A 17,781-nucleotide genomic window follows, 5' to 3' on the forward strand; every position below is an offset into this window, starting at 1 on the left:
GGGTGTGTCTCGATCTATATGACCGCATGACACTGTGGATCTTTTTTGCCGTTCTGACCGCCCTGGCTGCGCTGTCCATTCTCGTGCCCCTGAGGCGCGGGCCCGCCACGTTTTCCAAATACGGCGAAGCGTCTGCGGGCGAAGCTGTCTATAAGGCGCAGCTCGACGAACTGGAGAAGGATCTTGCCTGGGGCGTCATTGACGAGACCGCGGCCAAGGCAGCGCGCACCGAAATTGCCCGGCGTCTTCTGGCTCTGCGCAAGGGCGCAACGGAAGAGGCCGGCGAGCCGCTGGCTGGGTCCGGCAGCGGCGGGGCCCGGCACACGGCAGTCTTGATGCTGGCGCTGGTTGCAGTGCCTCTGGCAACTGTCGCTGTTTACTTGGCCATCGGTTCTCCAGCTTACCCGGACCAGCCGCTGCAGGCGCGGCTTGATGTGCCGGCCGAGACGTTGCCGGTGAGCCAGATGATTGCCCGCGTCGAGCAGCACCTCGCCCAGAACCCGGCCGATGGACGCGGCTGGGAAGTTCTTGCACCCGTTTATCTGTCGATGGGACGCCCGGAAGAATCTGCAAGAGCCTACAGCAACGCCATCCGCCTGAACGGTAGCCGCGAGGATCTGGAATCGGGATTGGGTGAAGCGCTGACCGTTGCCGCCCGCGGCGTGGTGACCGCGGATGCCAAGACGGCTTTCGAGCGGGCGGCCGCCCTATCGCCTGATGCTGTGAAGCCCCGGTTTTTTCTGGCCTTGGCATTGGGGCAGGACGGCAAAAGGGACGAAGCCATCAGGGCATGGAAGCAACTGCTGGCAAGTGCTGATGGCAATGAACCCTGGGTGCCGGTCGCCCGGCAGGAGCTGGCAGTTGTCGAGGGGCGCGTCCCGCCTGCTGCATTACCAGGCCCGGCGGCAGAAGACATAGAGGCCGCCAGCAAAATGGCTGCAGAAGATCGTCAGTCCAGGATCCAGAGCATGGTGGACGGCCTTCAGCAGAGGTTAAATGCGGATGGTGGCTCGATTGATGAATGGGAACGGCTCGTGCGCTCCCAGATCGTTCTCGGGGCGCGTGATGCAGCGAGGGACAGCCTCGGCAAGGCACGCGAGGCGATGGCGCAGGATCAGGACGCGCTGGCCCGCCTGACAGACCTGGAAAAGGAACTCGGGCTCGGATCCTGAGGACCTGAAATAGCTGGAACCGTGAGGGAGCGGAGCGGGGAATGACCAGAAAACAGCGCCGCCTTACGCTGATCGGAGGAGCCGGAGCCGTGCTTGCCGCTGCTGCCGGCCTGATCCTTTATGCGCTGAGCGACCAGATTGTCTTCTTCCAGACACCGACCGATGTGATCACGAAGCAGATTGCGCCGGGCCAGCGCATCCGTCTGGGCGGGCTTGTTGAAGACGGCTCGGTCGAGCGGCGTGCCAACGCGGAAGTTCTGTTCCGTGTGACTGACACGGCGAACACCGTGCAGGTGACCTACAAGGGCATATTGCCCGACCTGTTCCGCGAAGGGCAGGGCGTCGTGACAGAGGGCATGATTGGCCCGGACGGGGTGTTCAAGGCCGACAACGTGCTGGCCAAGCACGACGAGAATTATGTACCGAAAGAAGTCGCCGATGCCCTGAAGGAACAGGGCGTCTGGAAGGGCGATGAGGATCAGCAAAGCAATTGATGCCGTCCGTGCCGGGGAGCCGGACTGGCGTGAGGGAGAACAGGACGCATGATCGTTGAGGCCGGCCATTTCGCCCTTGTACTGGCGCTTGTCATGTCGCTGGTGCAGTCGGTGGTGCCCGTGTGGGGCGCCAAGACTGGCGATCTGCGCCTGATGTCCGTTGCGGCGCCTGTCGCCAATCTGATCTTTGTGCTGGTCGCGATTTCCTTCGCATCGCTGACCTGGGCCTATCTGAGTTCCGATTTTTCCGTCCTGAATGTCTGGGAGAACTCCCATTCGGCCAAGCCGCTGATCTTCAAGATCTCCGGTGTCTGGGGCAATCACGAAGGCTCCATGCTGCTGTGGGTGCTTATTCTGGTGCTCTTCGGGGCCCTGGTGGGTCTGTTCAGCAGCAATGTGCCCGCACCACTGCGGGCGACTGTCCTGAGTGTCCAGTCCTGGGTGTCGACGGCTTTCCTGCTGTTCATCCTGATCACCTCGAACCCGTTCCAGCGGATCGCCGAGGCGCCTTTCGAGGGCAATGACCTCAACCCGATCCTGCAGGACATTGGCCTCGCGATCCATCCGCCGTTGCTCTATCTGGGTTATGTCGGCTTCTCGATCACCTTTTCCTTTGCTGTCGCAGCGCTGATTCTCGGGCGGATTGACGCGGCCTGGGCGCGCTGGGTGCGGCCCTGGACGCTGCTGGCCTGGCTGTTCCTGACGCTCGGTATCTCCATGGGCTCCTACTGGGCCTATTATGAACTGGGCTGGGGCGGCTGGTGGTTCTGGGACCCGGTCGAGAATGCGTCCTTCATGCCCTGGCTGGCTGGCACAGCACTGCTGCATTCGGCCATCGTCATGGAAAAGCGCGAGGCGTTGAAGGTCTGGACGGTTCTGCTCGCCATCTTCACCTTTTCCCTGTCGCTGCTTGGAACATTCCTCGTCCGCTCGGGCGTTCTGACCAGCGTGCATGCCTTTGCGGTCGATCCGTCACGCGGCGTGTTCATTCTGGGAATCCTGTGCGTCTTCATTGGCGGCTCACTGGCGCTCTACGCCTGGCGTGCGCCGATGCTGAAGCAGGGGGGGATCTTCTCGCCGATCAGCCGTGAAGGTTCGCTGGTCCTGAACAACCTGTTCCTGACGGCAGCCTGCGCAGCGGTGTTTGTGGGCACGCTCTATCCGCTGGCGCTCGAGACGCTGACGGGGGAGAAAATTTCCGTAGGGGCGCCATTCTTCAACCTGACTTTCGGCCCATTGATGATTCCGCTGCTGATTGCGGTTCCTTTTGGTCCTCTGCTGGCCTGGAAGCGCGGCGATCTGCTGGCAGCCTGTGAAAGGCTCTATGCAGTGTTCGGCCTGACACTTGTGGCCACGCTCTTTGTCTTCTGGCTTTGGGGCATGGACCGTGTTCTGGCGCCGCTGGGTGTTGGCCTCGCAGTCTGGGTGATGGCGGGCTCGATTGCGGAAGTCATCTCCCGCAGCAGGCTTCTCGAAGTTGGCCTTGCGCGTGGTCTGCCGCGCCTGTTTGGTCTGCCGCGCTCGGCCTGGGGAACGGTGCTGGGGCACTTTGGCCTTGGCATGACCGTTCTGGGCATCGTGGTGGCTTCTGCTTTCCAGATTGAGGTGGTGCGCAACGCCAAGCCGGGCGATACGTTTGACGTATCCGGCTATCAGTTCACGTTTGACGGCGTCGCGCCCCAGCAGGGGCCGAACTTCACGGCGCAGGTGGGGCATTTTACCGTGCGCTCGGGCGGAAGCGAAGTCGCAAAGCTGGATCCTTCGAAGCGGGTCTATACGGCGCGAGGCATGCCGACGACCGAGGCGGCGATTGCCACTTTCGGTTTCTCGCAGCTCTACATCTCTCTGGGCGAAAGCCACGCGGACGGCAGTGTGGACCTGCGCGCCTATCACAAGCCGCTGATCACCCTGATCTGGCTGGGCACGCTGGTGATGTCGCTGGGTGGAGCCGTATCCCTGACCGACCGGCGCCTTAGGGTCGGGGCACCCAAGCCGGCCAAGGCAAAGGCAGGCAAGCCGCAAACCGTGGCAGCGGAGTGAGCCGGATGAGACGTTTTCTTGCAAGCCTGCTCATGGTCTTTTCGCTGTGCGGAACTGCCCTCGCCATTGGACCGGACGAAATCCTGCCAGATCCTGCGCTGGAAGCGCGCGCGCGGGAGCTCTCGGCACAGCTGCGCTGCATGGTTTGCCAGAACCAGTCGATCGACGACAGCGATGCGCCGCTCGCCAAGGATCTGCGTGTGCTTGTGCGTGAACGTCTTGTCGCGGGCGACAGCAACGAGGCCGTCATCGACTATCTCGTTTCCCGTTACGGTGAGTTTGTGCTGCTGAAGCCGCGGATCGGCTGGAACACGATCTTTTTGTGGGCCTCTGCGCCCCTGGCTCTCTTCGCTGGAGGTATCGCGGTTCTGGTGGCGTCCCGGCGTCAGAAGCGAAGGGCAGCCATAGCCGAAGCAGAGCCTCTGACAGCTGCCGAAGAGGCAGAGCTGGCGGCGATCCTCAAGGAGGAACCAGAGGCAGACGCATCCGGGCAGGGCAGGTAGTACCACGCCTCCCGATGCGGGCTCCTCACGCTGCCGCAGCTGCCATGACAGACAGGCGGACCTTGATGAAGCGCATGGTGCGCTGTGCTTCTGCTTCTGAGAGGATCCGGTATTCTCCTGCCCAATGTTCAACCTGAGTGGAGGGGCAGCGCATGTGGCGGCAGCGGGCCTTGCAAAGCGCGCCGAAGGCGGTGTCGCTTACTCCGACTGATCTGCACAGAACGGCAATGGCCTCAACATCTGGGCGCACCATGATATTGCGGACAAACCTTTCGTCGATCTGGGCGAACTGGCCGAGCAGGAAAGCAAGCTCGTAGAGTTCGTTGGACAGACTGTACTCGATAACAGCCTGGTCCAGCTGCTTGTGACCGTCACGCAGATCCTTCAGTGTTGCCTTGGCATTCAGGCGTGATTTGCGCCGCTCCAGCTTTCCCTCGTCAACAAGGGCGCTCGCCTCCTTGAACAAGCTGCGGGCCATCCGCTCGTTGTTTTCAAAGATGTAGCGCAGCTTTGCCTGACGGTCGGGGGGCAGCATGGACAAAAGCCTGTCGAAGTTCGGCTTGGACAGATCGTGCCGTTCTGTCAGTGCCTCGCGCAGCTCCCGGTCACTTTCGGCGAGTTTCACCAGAAGCCGCCCGCCCCAGTCTGAAAGCTCTGCGCCCGTATTGGCCGCAACCGAGTGCTGGACAGGCTTTTCGCCCCGTTCCAGCAACACATCGGTGATCTTCGGCCTGAGACTGCCCCGCCGCGAAATAGCCATCAGATGATCTTGCCCCTTGGTCCGGGCCAGCTGGAAAAGATCCTCATCCGTGAGCACGCATGAATGCTCCAGTACAGGTGCTGCAACATCCGCCTTGTCATTGGCCAGTTTGAGGATGAGCGGACGGGGCGTTGTATCTACATGCGCCATCCGGCCGGAAAATTCCCGGCGCTCATTGATGTCTATCAGATCAAGCAGGTTGATCAGGATGTCATTGAACAGCGTCAGCTCTTCATCCGTGTGGCGGTCTGCGCCTTCAATGAAGAGGCTGGCGATATGGCCCATCAGTTCGCGGCGTTTGCCGCTGCAGCTTTCCTTCGCCAGATCAACGAGCGATCTCAGCATTCTGTCCTCTATACAATGCGGTGTATTTGTGTTGGACATTGCAGAAAACAGATTTACGGAGAGATAAGTTGAATGCTGAAAATTTGATGTTTCCGGATGTATTTTTGCTAATTGTTACTTGTAACATTGTCTGATCTTTCATGCGTGAAAATACATTACGAAGGTTTAATCTGCCGGTCAGGCGCCTGTAATGCGGCGCTCTCCATATTCGTTTGCAACAAGGCGCGGTGCCCCGCCTGCGCCGGAAAGACAGTCAGACGATGAGGAGTGATTTCATGTCCGAGCAGCAGAATTCTGAGCAGTCCGGCAAGCCGTCCGCCGGGTTTTTCGCCCGCCACAAGGCAAGCCTGCTGGCTGGTGCCATGGCGCTTGGCCTCGCCGGTGCTCTGACCGTTCAGGGTCTCGTTCCTTCCAATTATGCTTTTGCTGCCCCCGTCGAGGTCAGCCAGCCCGCCCCGCTGAATTTCTCCAACGTCGTGTCCGCCGTGCAGCCGGCCGTGGTCAGCGTCAAGGTGAAGCAGGCCGCCCAGCCGCGCATGATGAATTTCCGTGGCGGCGAAGACTTCTTTGGCCTGCCGGGGATGGATGAGCTGCCGGACGGTCATCCGCTGAAGCGTTTCTTCGAGCGCCGTGGCCAGGGAGGACAGGGTGGCGGCCAGCAGAATTCCCGTCCTTATGAAATGTCCCAGGGCTCCGGCTTCTTCATCTCCGATGACGGCTATGTGGTGACCAACAACCACGTGGTCGACAAGGGCACGGAATTCACCGTGACCGACAACGAAGGCCATGACTACAAGGCCAAGCTGATCGGGGCGGACCCGCGCACGGACCTTGCGGTCTTGAAGGTGGAATCGGACAAGAAATTCACCTATGTGGCTTTCGCAGATGACGCCCCTTCCGTCGGTGAGTGGGTTGTGGCCATTGGCAACCCCTTCGGCCTTGGCGGAACCGTGACTGCCGGTATCGTCTCGGCGCGCGGCCGTGACATTGGCGCGGGTCCCTATGACGACTTCATCCAGATCGATGCCCCGGTCAACCGCGGCAACTCGGGTGGCCCGGCCTTCAACATGAAGGGTGAGGTGATCGGCATCAACGCAGCCATCTACTCGCCGTCTGGCGGCAACGTCGGCATTGCCTTCGCCATCCCTGCTTCGACGGCGCGTGATGTTGTTGCCTCGCTGCAGAAGGATGGCGCCGTGACGCGCGGCTGGCTGGGCGTCCAGATCCAGCCGGTAACGGATGACATTGCAGCCAGCCTCGGCCTCGCCGATGCACAGGGAGCAATCGTCTCCGATCCGCAGAACGGCAGCCCTGCCGCCAAGGCCGGGATTGAGGCCGGCGACACGATCCTCAAGGTCGATGGCGCGGATGTGAAGGGTCCGCGGGAGCTGTCCCGCATGATTGCGGCCTATGCGCCAGGAACGAAGGTGGACCTGACGGTCTGGCGCAATGGCAAGGAAAAGGATGTCTCCGTCACGCTGGGCAAACTGACCGACAGCCAGCAGATGGCTGCCGCCGGTGATGAGGGTGCGGGCAAGACCGAGCTTGAAGATCTCGGAATTGATCTGGCATCCGCCTCCCAGGCCGGACTTGATGTCGAGGGCGTGGTGGTCCTGAACGTGGACCCGGCTGGGCCTGCCGCAGACAAGGGCCTTGCCCGCGGTGATGTGATTGCCGAAGTCGCCGGTCAGAAAGTCTCAACCCCGGCGGACGTTCAGGCGGCGCTGGCCAAGGCCGAAAAGGATGGCCGCAAGGCCGTGCTGATGCGGGTCTTCCGCGATGACAGCGCCCGTTTCGTCGCCTTGCCGCTCAACGTCGGTTAAGCGGCATGGATTGGGGCGGGGCATCCGGCAGCCTCCGGTGATCCCCCGCCTCATGCCTGGCCTTTCGGGTCTCCGCTGCCCCCGATCCCACCCCGCAGAGGTCAGGCCAAGTGTCCGCAGCACCCGCAAGAGGGTTGCTGCGGACACTTCTTTCCGGTTCTTTCCGGGCAAAAGCTCAGGTAAAAGATTGGCATGCTGAAAATTCTCATCATCGAAGACGACAAGCAAGCCGCCGCCTATGTTGCCAAGGGGCTGCGCGAGGTCGGCCACTCTGCAGATCTTGCCGCCGATGGCGAGGAAGGGCTGCAGATGGCGCAGGACAGCCGCTATGACGTGCTGATCGTCGACCGCATGCTGCCGCGCCTGGATGGTCTTGCGATCATCCAGTCCCTGCGCAAGAGCGGCGACCACACGCCCGTGCTGATCCTCTCGGCGCTCGGCCAGGTCGATGACCGGGTGACGGGCCTCAGGGCAGGGGGCGATGATTATCTGCCCAAGCCTTTCGCCTTCACCGAGCTGCTGGCCCGTGTCGAGGCGCTGGGGCGCCGGCCCAAGGCCGGTGGTGACAGCGAGACGACCTACCGGGTTGCGGATCTTGAGCTGGACCGCCTTGCCCACCGCTGCACCCGCAGCGGCAAGGACATTCCACTGCAGCCGCGCGAGTTCCGCCTGCTTGAGTATCTGATGCAGCACGCCGGTCAGGTGGTGACGCGCACCATGCTGCTGGAGAATGTCTGGGAATATCACTTCGACCCCCAGACCAACGTGATTGACGTGCATGTGTCCCGGCTGCGGTCCAAGATCGACAAGGATTTTGACGTGCCGCTGCTTCACACTGTCCGTGGTGCGGGATACACGATCCGTGACAGCGCTGGCTAGGCTCATCCGCACGACGGCTTTCAAGCTGTCGCTGCTCTATCTGGCTGTGTTCACCGCGCTGTCCGGGTTTCTGCTCTTCTCCATTTCCAGCAACACCAACACGCTGATCACCGGTCAGGTGGTGCAGACCGTTGATGCGGAAATCGAAGGCCTTGCCGACCAGTTCGCGCGCGGCGGCGTCCGGGCGCTGGTCACGGCCATTGACGCGCGGGCGCGCCGGCCTGACGCCAGCATCTATCTTCTCATCGATTTTGCTGGCAATGCGCTTGCCGGGAACATCTCCCGTCTTCCGACGACCGTGCTGGAGGAGGCTGACGGCGGCGTGCGCCGGGTGACCTATTTCCGCCGCGAGGCCGATGGCGAGGTCAACCGGGAAAGCGAGCGGCAGGCCGTTGTCCGGACCTTCGAAATCCCCGGCGGCTTCCGTCTGCTGGTCGGGCGTGATCTTGGGGAGCAGCAGCGCTTCAAGGAAGTGCTGGCCGGGGCCATGCGGGTGTGGCTGCTGGTGGTTCTGGCCATGGCGGGCGTGTCCTGGCTCTTCGTCTCGCGCTATGTGCTGCGCCGCATCGACGCCATGGCTGCGACCAGCAACCAGATCATGGAAGGCAATCTGTCCCGCCGCCTGCCCGTTGCCGGAAACGGCGATGAGTTCGACCGTCTGGCCCTCAGCCTCAACGGCATGCTGGAGCGGATCGAGCAACTCATGCAGGGCTTGCGCGATGTGACCGATAACATTGCCCACGATCTCAAGACGCCGCTCACCCGCATGCGCACCCGTATCGAGGCGGCGCTGCGCGATGGCGGAACCGGGACGGACTACCGGCAGGCCATGGAAGAAACGCTTGAAGACTGCGATGGCCTTCTGCGGATCTTCGATGCCTTGCTGCGGATTGCCCGTGTTGAATCCATGTCGCCGGAAGCCGGGCATGAACAGGTCGATCTGAAGCAGGTGGCGCTTGAAGTGGCGGATCTTTATCAGCCCGTCGTCGAGGATGACGGCGGAAGCCTCACCGTCGTGGGGGAGGGAGAATTCCGGGCTCTGGCCAACCGCGAGCTTGTCGCCCAGGCTCTGGTCAACCTCATTGAGAATGCTCTGAAATACGGCCAGCCCGAGGATGGACAGCCGCTCGCGATCACCTTAAAGCTCGAACAGGAGCATGACCGGATCGCCATAAGCGTCGCTGACAACGGGCGGGGCATTGAAGAAAAGGATCGCGGGCGTGTTCTGGACCGTTTTGTCCGGCTGGAGGAGAGCCGGACCGAGCCGGGATACGGGCTGGGCCTGAGCCTTGTGAAGGCGATTGCCCGGCTGCATGGCGGCTCCCTTGCACTGGGGGATGCCGGGCCGGGGCTGGTTGCGAGGATTGATCTTCCGGCAGCTCAAGTGGACATGCCGGGAGGCGCAAGACGTGACGACAGAAGCAGGGAAGCGGGAAGCCGGAGCTGAAAAGGGGCCGCTGCGCCATCGCATCAAGGTCATTCCGCGGCCACAGTCTCCCGAAAGGGCAGAGAGCGTTCTCTCCGATCTGCTGATCCGGGCAGCGGAGGATGCAAGCACCTCGGATCTTGCGGCATGGCTCGGCCAGGATCCTCAGCTTGGTGCGTTTCTCGCCGGTGTCTTTGCCAATGCCCCTTATCTGCGCGAGCTCGCCATGGTGCGCCCGCAGCGTTTGCAGCGGGTGCTGGGGGAGGATCTGGAAGGCCTGATCTCCGGCACGATCCATGCTGCCCGGGAGGCGCGGCCTGCTGATGAGGCCGGGCTGATGCGCGAGTTGCGCCAGCTCAAGCAGGATCTGGCCCTTGCCGTTGCCCTTGCCGACATTGGCGGGGCGATTGACCTTGATGATGTGACGCGCGCGCTGGCCGAACTTGCCGATGCCAGCCTCACCGCCGCTATCCGTCTGTGCCTGCGGGAGCTTGCCGCGCGCGGCAAGTTTTCGCCGCTGGACTTAGACGAGCCGGAAAAGGGCTCCGGCCTCATCGTTCTTGCCATGGGCAAGCACGGTGCCTTCGAGCTGAACTACTCCAGCGATATCGATCTGATTGTCTTCTATGATCCAGAGATCGCTCCGCTTTCCGCCAATGCCGAGGCCCCGGTGGAGTTCGTGCGCCTGACCAAGCGGCTGGTGAAGATCATGCAGGAGCGCACGGCGGACGGCTATGTCTTCCGCACCGATCTGCGGCTCCGGCCGGATCCCGGTGCAACGCCAGTGGCCATCTCTGTGCCGGCGGCTCTCGCCTATTACGAAGCGCTGGGGCAGAACTGGGAGCGTGCGGCGCTGATCAAGGCGCGGCCATGCGCCGGTGACATTCCGGCGGGCGAAGCCTTCCTGCACGAGATCGTGCCCTTCATCTGGCGCAAGTATCTGGACTTTGCCGCCATTGCCGACGTGCATTCCATCAAGCGCCAGATCCACATGCACAAGGGGCACGGCAAGATCGCCGTTGCCGGGCACAATGTGAAGCTGGGCCGGGGCGGCATCCGCGAGGTCGAGTTTTTCGTCCAGACGCAGCAGCTGATCGCAGGCGGGCGCAATCCCGAACTGCGCGGGCGCCGCACGCTCGACATGCTCGACCGGCTGGTCGCGTTCAACTGGATCAAGCCGGACACCCGCGACGACCTGAAAGAGGCCTACCGCTTCCTGCGCAAGGTCGAGCATCGCATCCAGATGCTCAATGACGAGCAGACCCACCTGCTGCCGCAGTTGGGCGAAGGCCTGCAGCGCGTGGCTTTCCTCGCCGGTTTCGATGACCTGCCGTCTTTTGAGGCCGAGTTGCTGAAGCAGTTGCAGACCGTGCAGAGGCATTATGCCGGTCTGTTCGAGGATGAGCCGGAACTGGCGTCGGACATGGGCAATCTTGTCTTCACCGGCGACGACGATGACCCGGACACGCTGGAAACCCTCTCCCGTCTCGGCTACCGCCAGCCTTCGGATGCGGCGAAGATCATCAAGGCCTGGCATTTCGGCCGTTATCCGGCCATGCGCTCGACCAAGGCGCGCGAGCGGCTGACCGAGCTGCATCCGGCACTGATTTCGGCGCTTGCCCGCAGCGACAATGCGGACGCGGCACTGCGCGCCTTCGACGCGTTTCTGGCCCGTCTGCCGGCGGGCGTGCAGCTTTTCTCGCTGCTGCGCTCCAACCCCCAGCTTCTGCATCTGATGGCAACGGTCATGGGCTCCGCCCCGCGTCTGGCCGAAACGGTGGCGCGCCGGGTGCATGTGCTGGATGCGGTGCTCGATCCGGCTTTCTTCGGTGCCATGCCGAGCCGCGAAGAGTTCCGCGCTGGTCTTGATCAGACACTTGCCCTCGCCCGCTACTATGAAGAGGCGCTGGACAGGGCGCGCATCTTTGCGCAGGAGCAGCAGTTCCTGATCGGCCTGCGGCTGCTGTCGGACACCCTGTCGGCCGATCAGGTCGGCCATGCTCTGGCCCGGCTTGCCGAAGTGGTGCTGGACCGCATTCTGGCACGGGTGGTGGACCATGTGGCTGCGTCCCATGGCCACGTGCCGGGCGGAGAGTTTGCGCTTCTGTCCATGGGCAAGCTCGGCGGCGAAGAGATGACGGCCAGCTCCGATCTGGATCTCATCCTGCTCTATGAAGTGCCGGAAGATGCCGCCGGCTCTGATGGCGCGAGGCCGCTGCCGGTCAGCCAGTACTACATCCGCCTGACCCAGCGGCTTGTGACGGCCCTGTCCGCCCCGACGGCGGAAGGCAGCCTCTACGAGGTGGATTTCCGCCTGCGCCCCTCCGGCAATGCCGGTCCGCTGGCCACCAGCATCACCGCCTTTGAAACCTATCAGCGCAACGAGGCCTGGACCTGGGAGCATATGGCCCTGACCCGGGCGCGTGTGCTGACCAGCTCGTCGGAAGCCTTCTCCGCCAAGGTCTCCGCCTTCCTGCAGGAAATCCTCTGCCGGCCGCGCGAGGCGCAGAAGATTGCCGCTGACGTGGCATCCATGCGCGGGCGTATCGAGAAGGAGAAGGGCACCAAGGATATCTGGGATCTGAAACAGGTCGCAGGCGGGCTCGTCGATATCGAGTTCGTCGCCCAGTATCTGCAGCTGGTGCATGGCCACGCGCATCCTGAGGTTCTGGCCCAGAACACGGAGATTGCCCTTGGCCGGGCGCTGGAACTCGGGCTGCTGAATGCGGATGACGCGGGCGGGCTCTTGCAGGCGTTGCGGCTCTATCACCGCCTGACCCAAATCCTGCGCATGACGCTGACGGGCAAGTTCCAGCCGGTCGAGGCGCCGGGCGGCGTGCTCGCGCTGCTGCTCAACGCAGCGGCAGCACCTGATCTCGCCCGCCTTGAGGTGGAGCTGGCCGAGACACAGGCCAATGTCCGCAGCATCTTCGAAAGGCTGGTCGGCCCGGTCAATCCGGACTGATATCCTCTCTTTCTTGAACGAAGAAGAAAAAATCCCGGGATGCGCTACGGCGCATCCCGGGATTTTTTTGTTTCAGGAAACTGTTCCTGGCCTCACGCCGCCACGGCGTCTTGCGTCAGGGGAAGTGTGAAGGAGACGGTGGTGCCCTGGCCCGGAACGGAGTCGATCATCATGGCGCCGCCCTGCATTTCGATCAGAGACCGGGCGATGGCGAGGCCGAGGCCCGAGCCCTTGTGCGTCTTGGTGAACTGGTTCTCCACCTGGACGAAAGGCTTGGCGAGCCGTTCCACGTCCGACTTGCGGATGCCGATGCCTGTGTCCGTGACTTCGATCCGGGCAAATCCGTCCGCAGTCGTGGCCTTGAGGCGCACCTCGCCGTGGTCCGGCGTGAACTTGATGCCGTTGGACAGGAGGTTCAGCAGCACCTGCTTGAAGGCACGGCGGTCGGCGGTGATGTCAAGCCCGTCCTCGACTTCACAGGTGACCTCGATGTCCTTCTCCTGTGCCGGGGCGCGGATGATGCGCACGGCTTCCTCGATCACCGACTGGGCGTCGAAGGGCGTCATGCTCATGTCCATGCGGCCGGCTTCGATCTTCGACATGTCGAGGATGTCGTTGATCACGTTGAGCAGGTAGGTGCCGCTTTCGTAGATGTCGCGGCAGTATTCTGCATAGCGCTCCGAGCCGATGGGGCCGAACATGGCCTTGTCCATGATGTCGGAGAAACCGATGATGGCGTTCAGCGGCGTGCGCAGTTCATGCGAGATATTGGCCAGGAACTCGGACTTGGCGCGGTTGGCGTTCTCCGCGTTGGTCTTTTCCTGGGCGTATTTGTCGGCCAGTTCCACCAGCTGCTGCGCCTGCATTTCCAGTGTCTGGCGCGACTTGCGCAGGTCCGAAACGGTGGCCATCAGGCGCCGCTCGCTCTCCATCAGCCGCTCTTCCTGCCGCTTCAGCGGGGTGATGTCCGTACCCACCGACACGAAGCCGCCGTCCTTGGTGCGCCGTTCGGAGATCTGCAGCCAGCGGCCGTCATCCAGCTGCGCTTCATAGGCGGTGTTGCTGCCCGGGATCAGCGTGGAGGGCAGGGAGGGCACGGTCTTGATGTGCGAGTTGCGCGCCGCTTCCATGACGGTTGTGTAGGGCGTGCCGGGGCGCACCACCGTGTCGGGCAGATTATGCAGCGACTGGTAGTTCGAGTTGCAGATCACCAGTTCGTTGTCCGAGTTCCACAGCACGAAGGCTTCGGAGATCGTCTCGATGGCGTCGCGCAGGCGCAGGTCGGCGGTGCGCCCCTGCTCGGCAAGCTGATGCTGCTCGGTCACGTCGATGCAGATGCCGATCAGATGCGGCTCATGGCGGCCCGGCTCGGTCTGGACTTCACCGCGGGCCCGCAGCCACACCCAGGAGCCGTTGGCATGGCGCATGCGGAACATGCGGTCCACCGTCGTCTCGCCATCCGCCAGCAGGCTTTCGGCCAGAGCGTAGAGGTTGATGTCTTCCGGGTGCGTCAGGTCGGAAATCTCGGCAAAGCCAAGGATGTCGTCCTTCGGCTCACGACCGAGCAGATGGTAGAGCGAGGCAGACCAGAAGATGCGTCCGCGCGACAGGTCCCAGTCGAACAGGCCACAGCGGCCATGGGTCAGGGCCGTGTCGATGCGGCTGCGGGTGGCGGCGTAGATCTCATCAGCCTGCTCGGCGCGGGTCGCCTGCGCGAAGAAACCGTAGATCATCACCAGCAGAACCGTCGATGTGCCGACGAAGAGGGTGACGTTGGTTGATACATCCGAGCGCCATCCGGCGAAAAGCTGATGTTCGGGCTGCATCACGGCAACCATGCCCAGCCGTCCGGCCAGATGATGCACGGTGGCCAGAGCGGCCTCGTCGCTACCCTTGTTGATCGTGAGCACACCGGCGCGAGCACCAAACACCGTCAGCGGCTGCGAGGGGCCGAACAGGTCGGCAATCATCGTGCCTTCCAGCTCGGGACGCATCGGGGAGGAGGCAACGATCTGGCCTTCCGGATCGGTCAGCAGGATCTGGCGGCCTTCGCTGGTGGCGCCTGCGGGCAGGGCGTCGGCCAGCACGCGCTGCAGCGCGGTCCGGTAGCCCACTTCCGGCATGGCGCTTTCCTCGCTGACGAGCCGCGACGACAGAACCGAGGCGATCAGCGCGATCTTGTCGCGCGCCTGCTGCTCGGTCTCCTGATAGGCGAATGTCAGCTCGAGCACGCGGTAAAGCGCAAGGCTGGCGATAAAGACGAGGCAAAGTGCCGGGATCAGGCGGCGGAACAGGGGTTCGGTCCGCAGCAGCCGCTGATAGGTCGGCTGAGCCAGAAGCCGGATGTGCCCGGTCAGAGAGTTCGTGGCCTTGTTAGAGCCAGTGATTTGGGCAAGGCGTCGCATGGACGCGCTGCCGGCAAAAGCCCGCGCCATCGGCAAGGTCCCGATTGTGGTGAATTTCGCTGATCCGGTAATTGGTTACGTCCGAATCAATTGCATTTGAATCCAGCTTTAATGGTTTGTCCAGATGCAAAATGAAAAAAATGGTTAACGCCAGAGGCTTGGCAAAACCTCTGGCGTTAACCTCTTCCGGTGCGGTTTTTCTGCCGCTCAGGCGAGGCAGCGTTCCACGATGTCGCTGCAATCACGCGACAGATCCGGCTGCGCTGCAATGGACTTCAGCGCCGCTTCGGCAAGCGCCGCGCGGCCCGGCTCATAAGCCTTCCACGAGCGGAACACCGTCAGAAGCCTTGCGGCCACCTGCGGGTTCTTCGGGTCCAGCCGCTTGATTGCCTCGGCGGCAAAGATGAATCCGGCCCCATCCGCCCTTGCAAATTGCGACTGGTTTCCGGTGGCAAAGGCGCCGATCAGCGCGCGCACCCGGTTGGGGTTGAACCAGTCGAAGGCCGCATGGTGGGTGAGGCTGTCGGTGGTGGTCAGCGCGGAAGGATGCGGCCGCGTGGCCTGCACGGTGAACCATTTGTCCATTGCCAGCGCATGGCCCCCATGCCGCGCCTCGAAACTGAGCAGCGCCTCTTCGGCCACCGGCAGCCCTTCGTGAACGGCGGCCGTCAGGGCCGCCAGACGGTCGGTCATGTTGCCTGCGCTGCGCACGGCACGGGCCACAAGTTCCGGCGTCTCCGGCAGCCCGGAAGCTGCGGCATAGCTCAGGCACAGGCCTTTCAGGGCGCGCTGCCCGGCGCTGGCTGCATCCGGGCGGAAGGGCCCGCTGTCATCCAGCCTGATCACCATATCCGCAAGAAGTGCCCCATGCTGACGGCCGATGGCCTGGCGCAAGGTCTTGCGTGCAGCAAGGATCGCGTCGGTGTCCACGTTGCTGCCGATGTCACGGGCAAGGTCTGCCTCGCCCGGCAGGGCCAGGATCTGCGCCCGGAAGGCATGGTCCAGATCCTCGTTGCCCAGAACGTCTCCCAGCGCATTCACCAGAGCCATGTCGCAGGCGAGCGTTCCGCCCCTGCGGGCCTCCTCGTAAAGCCGCATCAGTTCGCGCGTTGCCAGATCCTGCCCGGCCTGCCAGCGGTTGAAGGGATCGCTGTCCTTGCGCAGCATCATCAGCAGATCGGCCGGTGTCAGCCCCGCCTCCAGCTTCACCGGCGCGGAGAAGCCGCGCAGCAGCGAGGGCAGGGGCTTGTCGAAGATGCCTTCAAAGGTGAAGCTCTGCCGCTGTTCCGTCAGAACCAGCACGCCTTCCGGGTCGCCATCCCCGCGCTCAAGCGCCAGATCCCTGCCATCGGGTCCGATGAGGCCGAAGCTGACCGGAATTTCGAAGGCATTGCACCCGGCATCCTGCGCCGCCTTGGAGAGTTCCTGCGTGAAGGTCAGGGTCAGGCGCCCGGCTGCCGCATCATGATGAACGTCTGCCTGCAGGCGCGGCGTGCCGGGATGGTCGTACCAGCGGGCAAATTGCGTCAGATCCCGGCCTGAAGCCTCGGCGAAGCAGGCGATGAATTCCTCGATTGTTGCCGCCGTCCCGTCATGCCGTTCCACATAGAGGTCAAATCCCTTGCGGAACGCCTCAGCCCCCAGCAGGGTCTTGAGCATGCGGATGATCTCGGCGCCCTTTTCATAGACCGTCGCCGTGTAGAAGTTGTTGATTTCCTTGTAGGCGCGCGGCCGCACAGGGTGGGCGAGGGGGCCGGCATCCTCCGGAAACTGATGCGAGCGCAGCAGCCGCACATCGGCGATGCGCTTCACCGGGCGCGAGCGCATGTCCGAGCTGAATTCCTGATCGCGGAAGACGGTCAGCCCTTCCTTGAGGCACAGCTGGAACCAGTCGCGGCAGGTGATGCGGTTGCCGGTCCAGTTGTGGAAGTACTCGTGTGCGATCACGGCTTCCACGTGGGCATAGTCCTGGTCGGTCGCCGTTTCCTCATCGGCCAGAACGTATTTGTCGTTGAAGATGTTGAGGCCCTTGTTCTCCATCGCGCCCATGTTGAAATCCGAGACGGCAACGATGTTGAAGACATCAAGGTCATATTCGAGGCCGAAAACCTCCTCGTCCCAGATCATGGAACGGCGCAGGCTGTCCATGGCCCAGCCGCACATGTGCTCCTTGCCGGGCTCAACATAGATGCCGAGTTCCACCGCGCGGCCCGAGCGGGTGGTGAAGGTCTCCGTGAGCCGGGCGAGTTTGCCCGCGACCAGCGCAAACAGATAGGCGGGCTTGGGGTGCGGGTCATGCCACACCGCATAGTGACGGCCGGTGCCTTCGATCCGCCCGTGCTCCACCGGGTTGCCGTTGCCCAGCAGAACCGGCGCCTCGGCCTCATTGGCTTCGATCCGGGTGGTGTAGATGCTCAGCACATCCGGCCGGTCGAGGAAATAGGTGATACGGCGGAAGCCTTCGGCCTCACACTGGGTGCAGTAGGTGCCCGACGACCGGTAGAGCCCCATCAGCGTGCTGTTGGCCTCCGGGTTGAGGCAGGTCACGAATGTGAGGGTGAAGGGCGCTTGCGGCGTCTGCTTCAGTTCAAAGCGGCTGGGCGAAGCCTCGTAGCTGTCCTTGTCCAGACGTTCGCCATTCAGATGCACCTCCAGCAGCGCGAGGCCATCACCGTCCAGAATGAGGGCGCTGCGATTCTGGCTGGAAGGCTCGATCTCCAGTGTGGCTGTTATGCGCGTGTCATGCGGCGCCAGATGCACATCAAGAGAAATGCGCGGAATCTGGAAGGCGGGCGCCCGGTAGTCTTCGAGGCGTATGATGGCGTTTTCCTGCGATGACATGGGGCACTCCTGAAGGCTGGCTGGATGCCTGTTCAAACAGACCCGGCGGCTGCTTGCAACCCCGTGAAAAAGCGAAGTCCCTGCTGGCAGCTTGTTTGCATCCGTCAGGCCGCGGATTGTGGTGATTG

Annotated in this window: 11 protein-coding genes; 8 read left to right on the top strand and 3 right to left on the bottom strand. The window is 62.9% G+C overall.

Annotation, left to right across the window (positions count from 1 at the left end):
* Positions 1-26 precede the first annotated feature (26 nt).
* The 4 genes from ccmI to AC0CMF_RS09615 are packed head-to-tail and all read left to right on the top strand — an operon-like array spanning position 27 to position 4,209.
* The gene (ccmI, locus tag AC0CMF_RS09600) at positions 27-1,172 is read left to right on the top strand and encodes a c-type cytochrome biogenesis protein CcmI (RefSeq protein WP_472481540.1); all 1,146 of its coding nucleotides are present in this window, start codon (positions 27-29) and stop codon (positions 1,170-1,172) included.
* Positions 1,173-1,213: 41 nt separating this feature from the next.
* Positions 1,214-1,666, top strand: a complete 453-nt coding sequence (ccmE, locus tag AC0CMF_RS09605; RefSeq protein WP_122519666.1) for a cytochrome c maturation protein CcmE — start codon at positions 1,214-1,216, stop codon at positions 1,664-1,666.
* A gap of 48 nt (positions 1,667-1,714) precedes the next feature.
* A complete protein-coding gene (locus AC0CMF_RS09610; protein ID WP_050471140.1) occupies positions 1,715-3,706 on the top strand; it encodes a heme lyase CcmF/NrfE family subunit in 1,992 nt (663 codons plus the stop codon).
* A gap of 5 nt (positions 3,707-3,711) precedes the next feature.
* On the top strand, positions 3,712-4,209 hold the full coding sequence (locus tag AC0CMF_RS09615) for a cytochrome c-type biogenesis protein (RefSeq protein WP_050471141.1): 498 nt from the start codon (positions 3,712-3,714) through the stop codon (positions 4,207-4,209).
* A gap of 25 nt (positions 4,210-4,234) precedes the next feature.
* Here AC0CMF_RS09615 and AC0CMF_RS09620 read toward each other — a convergent pair whose 3' ends face one another.
* Positions 4,235-5,314 (bottom strand): DUF2336 domain-containing protein, encoded by a 1,080-nt coding sequence (locus AC0CMF_RS09620; RefSeq protein ID WP_374628673.1) that lies wholly within the window; start codon positions 5,312-5,314, stop codon positions 4,235-4,237.
* A gap of 275 nt (positions 5,315-5,589) precedes the next feature.
* Here AC0CMF_RS09620 and AC0CMF_RS09625 point away from each other — a divergent pair, with 275 nt between their 5' ends.
* From AC0CMF_RS09625 to AC0CMF_RS09640, 4 genes are all read left to right on the top strand, one after another.
* Entirely contained in the window at positions 5,590-7,137 is a 1,548-nt protein-coding gene (locus AC0CMF_RS09625) for a Do family serine endopeptidase (protein ID WP_374628674.1), read from the top strand.
* A gap of 192 nt (positions 7,138-7,329) precedes the next feature.
* A complete protein-coding gene (locus tag AC0CMF_RS09630) occupies positions 7,330-8,016 on the top strand; it encodes a winged helix-turn-helix domain-containing protein (RefSeq protein ID WP_019962717.1) in 687 nt (228 codons plus the stop codon).
* Positions 8,000-9,463, top strand: a complete 1,464-nt coding sequence (locus AC0CMF_RS09635) for a sensor histidine kinase (RefSeq protein ID WP_050471144.1) — start codon at positions 8,000-8,002, stop codon at positions 9,461-9,463. The genes AC0CMF_RS09630 and AC0CMF_RS09635 overlap by 17 nt, the downstream gene beginning before the upstream one ends.
* Positions 9,426-12,407 carry a bifunctional [glutamine synthetase] adenylyltransferase/[glutamine synthetase]-adenylyl-L-tyrosine phosphorylase gene (locus AC0CMF_RS09640; RefSeq protein WP_058900339.1) on the top strand — a complete coding sequence of 994 codons (2,982 nt, stop codon included), beginning with the start codon at positions 9,426-9,428 and terminating at the stop codon, positions 12,405-12,407. The genes AC0CMF_RS09635 and AC0CMF_RS09640 overlap by 38 nt, the downstream gene beginning before the upstream one ends.
* A 92-nt stretch (positions 12,408-12,499) precedes the next feature.
* On the opposite strand, the gene AC0CMF_RS09645 is transcribed toward AC0CMF_RS09640, so the two are convergent.
* Complete coding sequence (locus AC0CMF_RS09645) at positions 12,500-14,812, bottom strand: ATP-binding protein (protein WP_244274418.1); 2,313 nt, start codon at positions 14,810-14,812, stop codon at positions 12,500-12,502.
* A 207-nt stretch (positions 14,813-15,019) separates the two neighbouring features.
* On the bottom strand, positions 15,020-17,653 hold the full coding sequence (gene pepN, locus AC0CMF_RS09650; RefSeq protein ID WP_374628675.1) for an aminopeptidase N: 2,634 nt from the start codon (positions 17,651-17,653) through the stop codon (positions 15,020-15,022).
* Positions 17,654-17,781: the final 128 nt, after the last annotated feature.

This window comes from Pannonibacter sp. CBAS1226 (genome assembly GCF_055685825.1).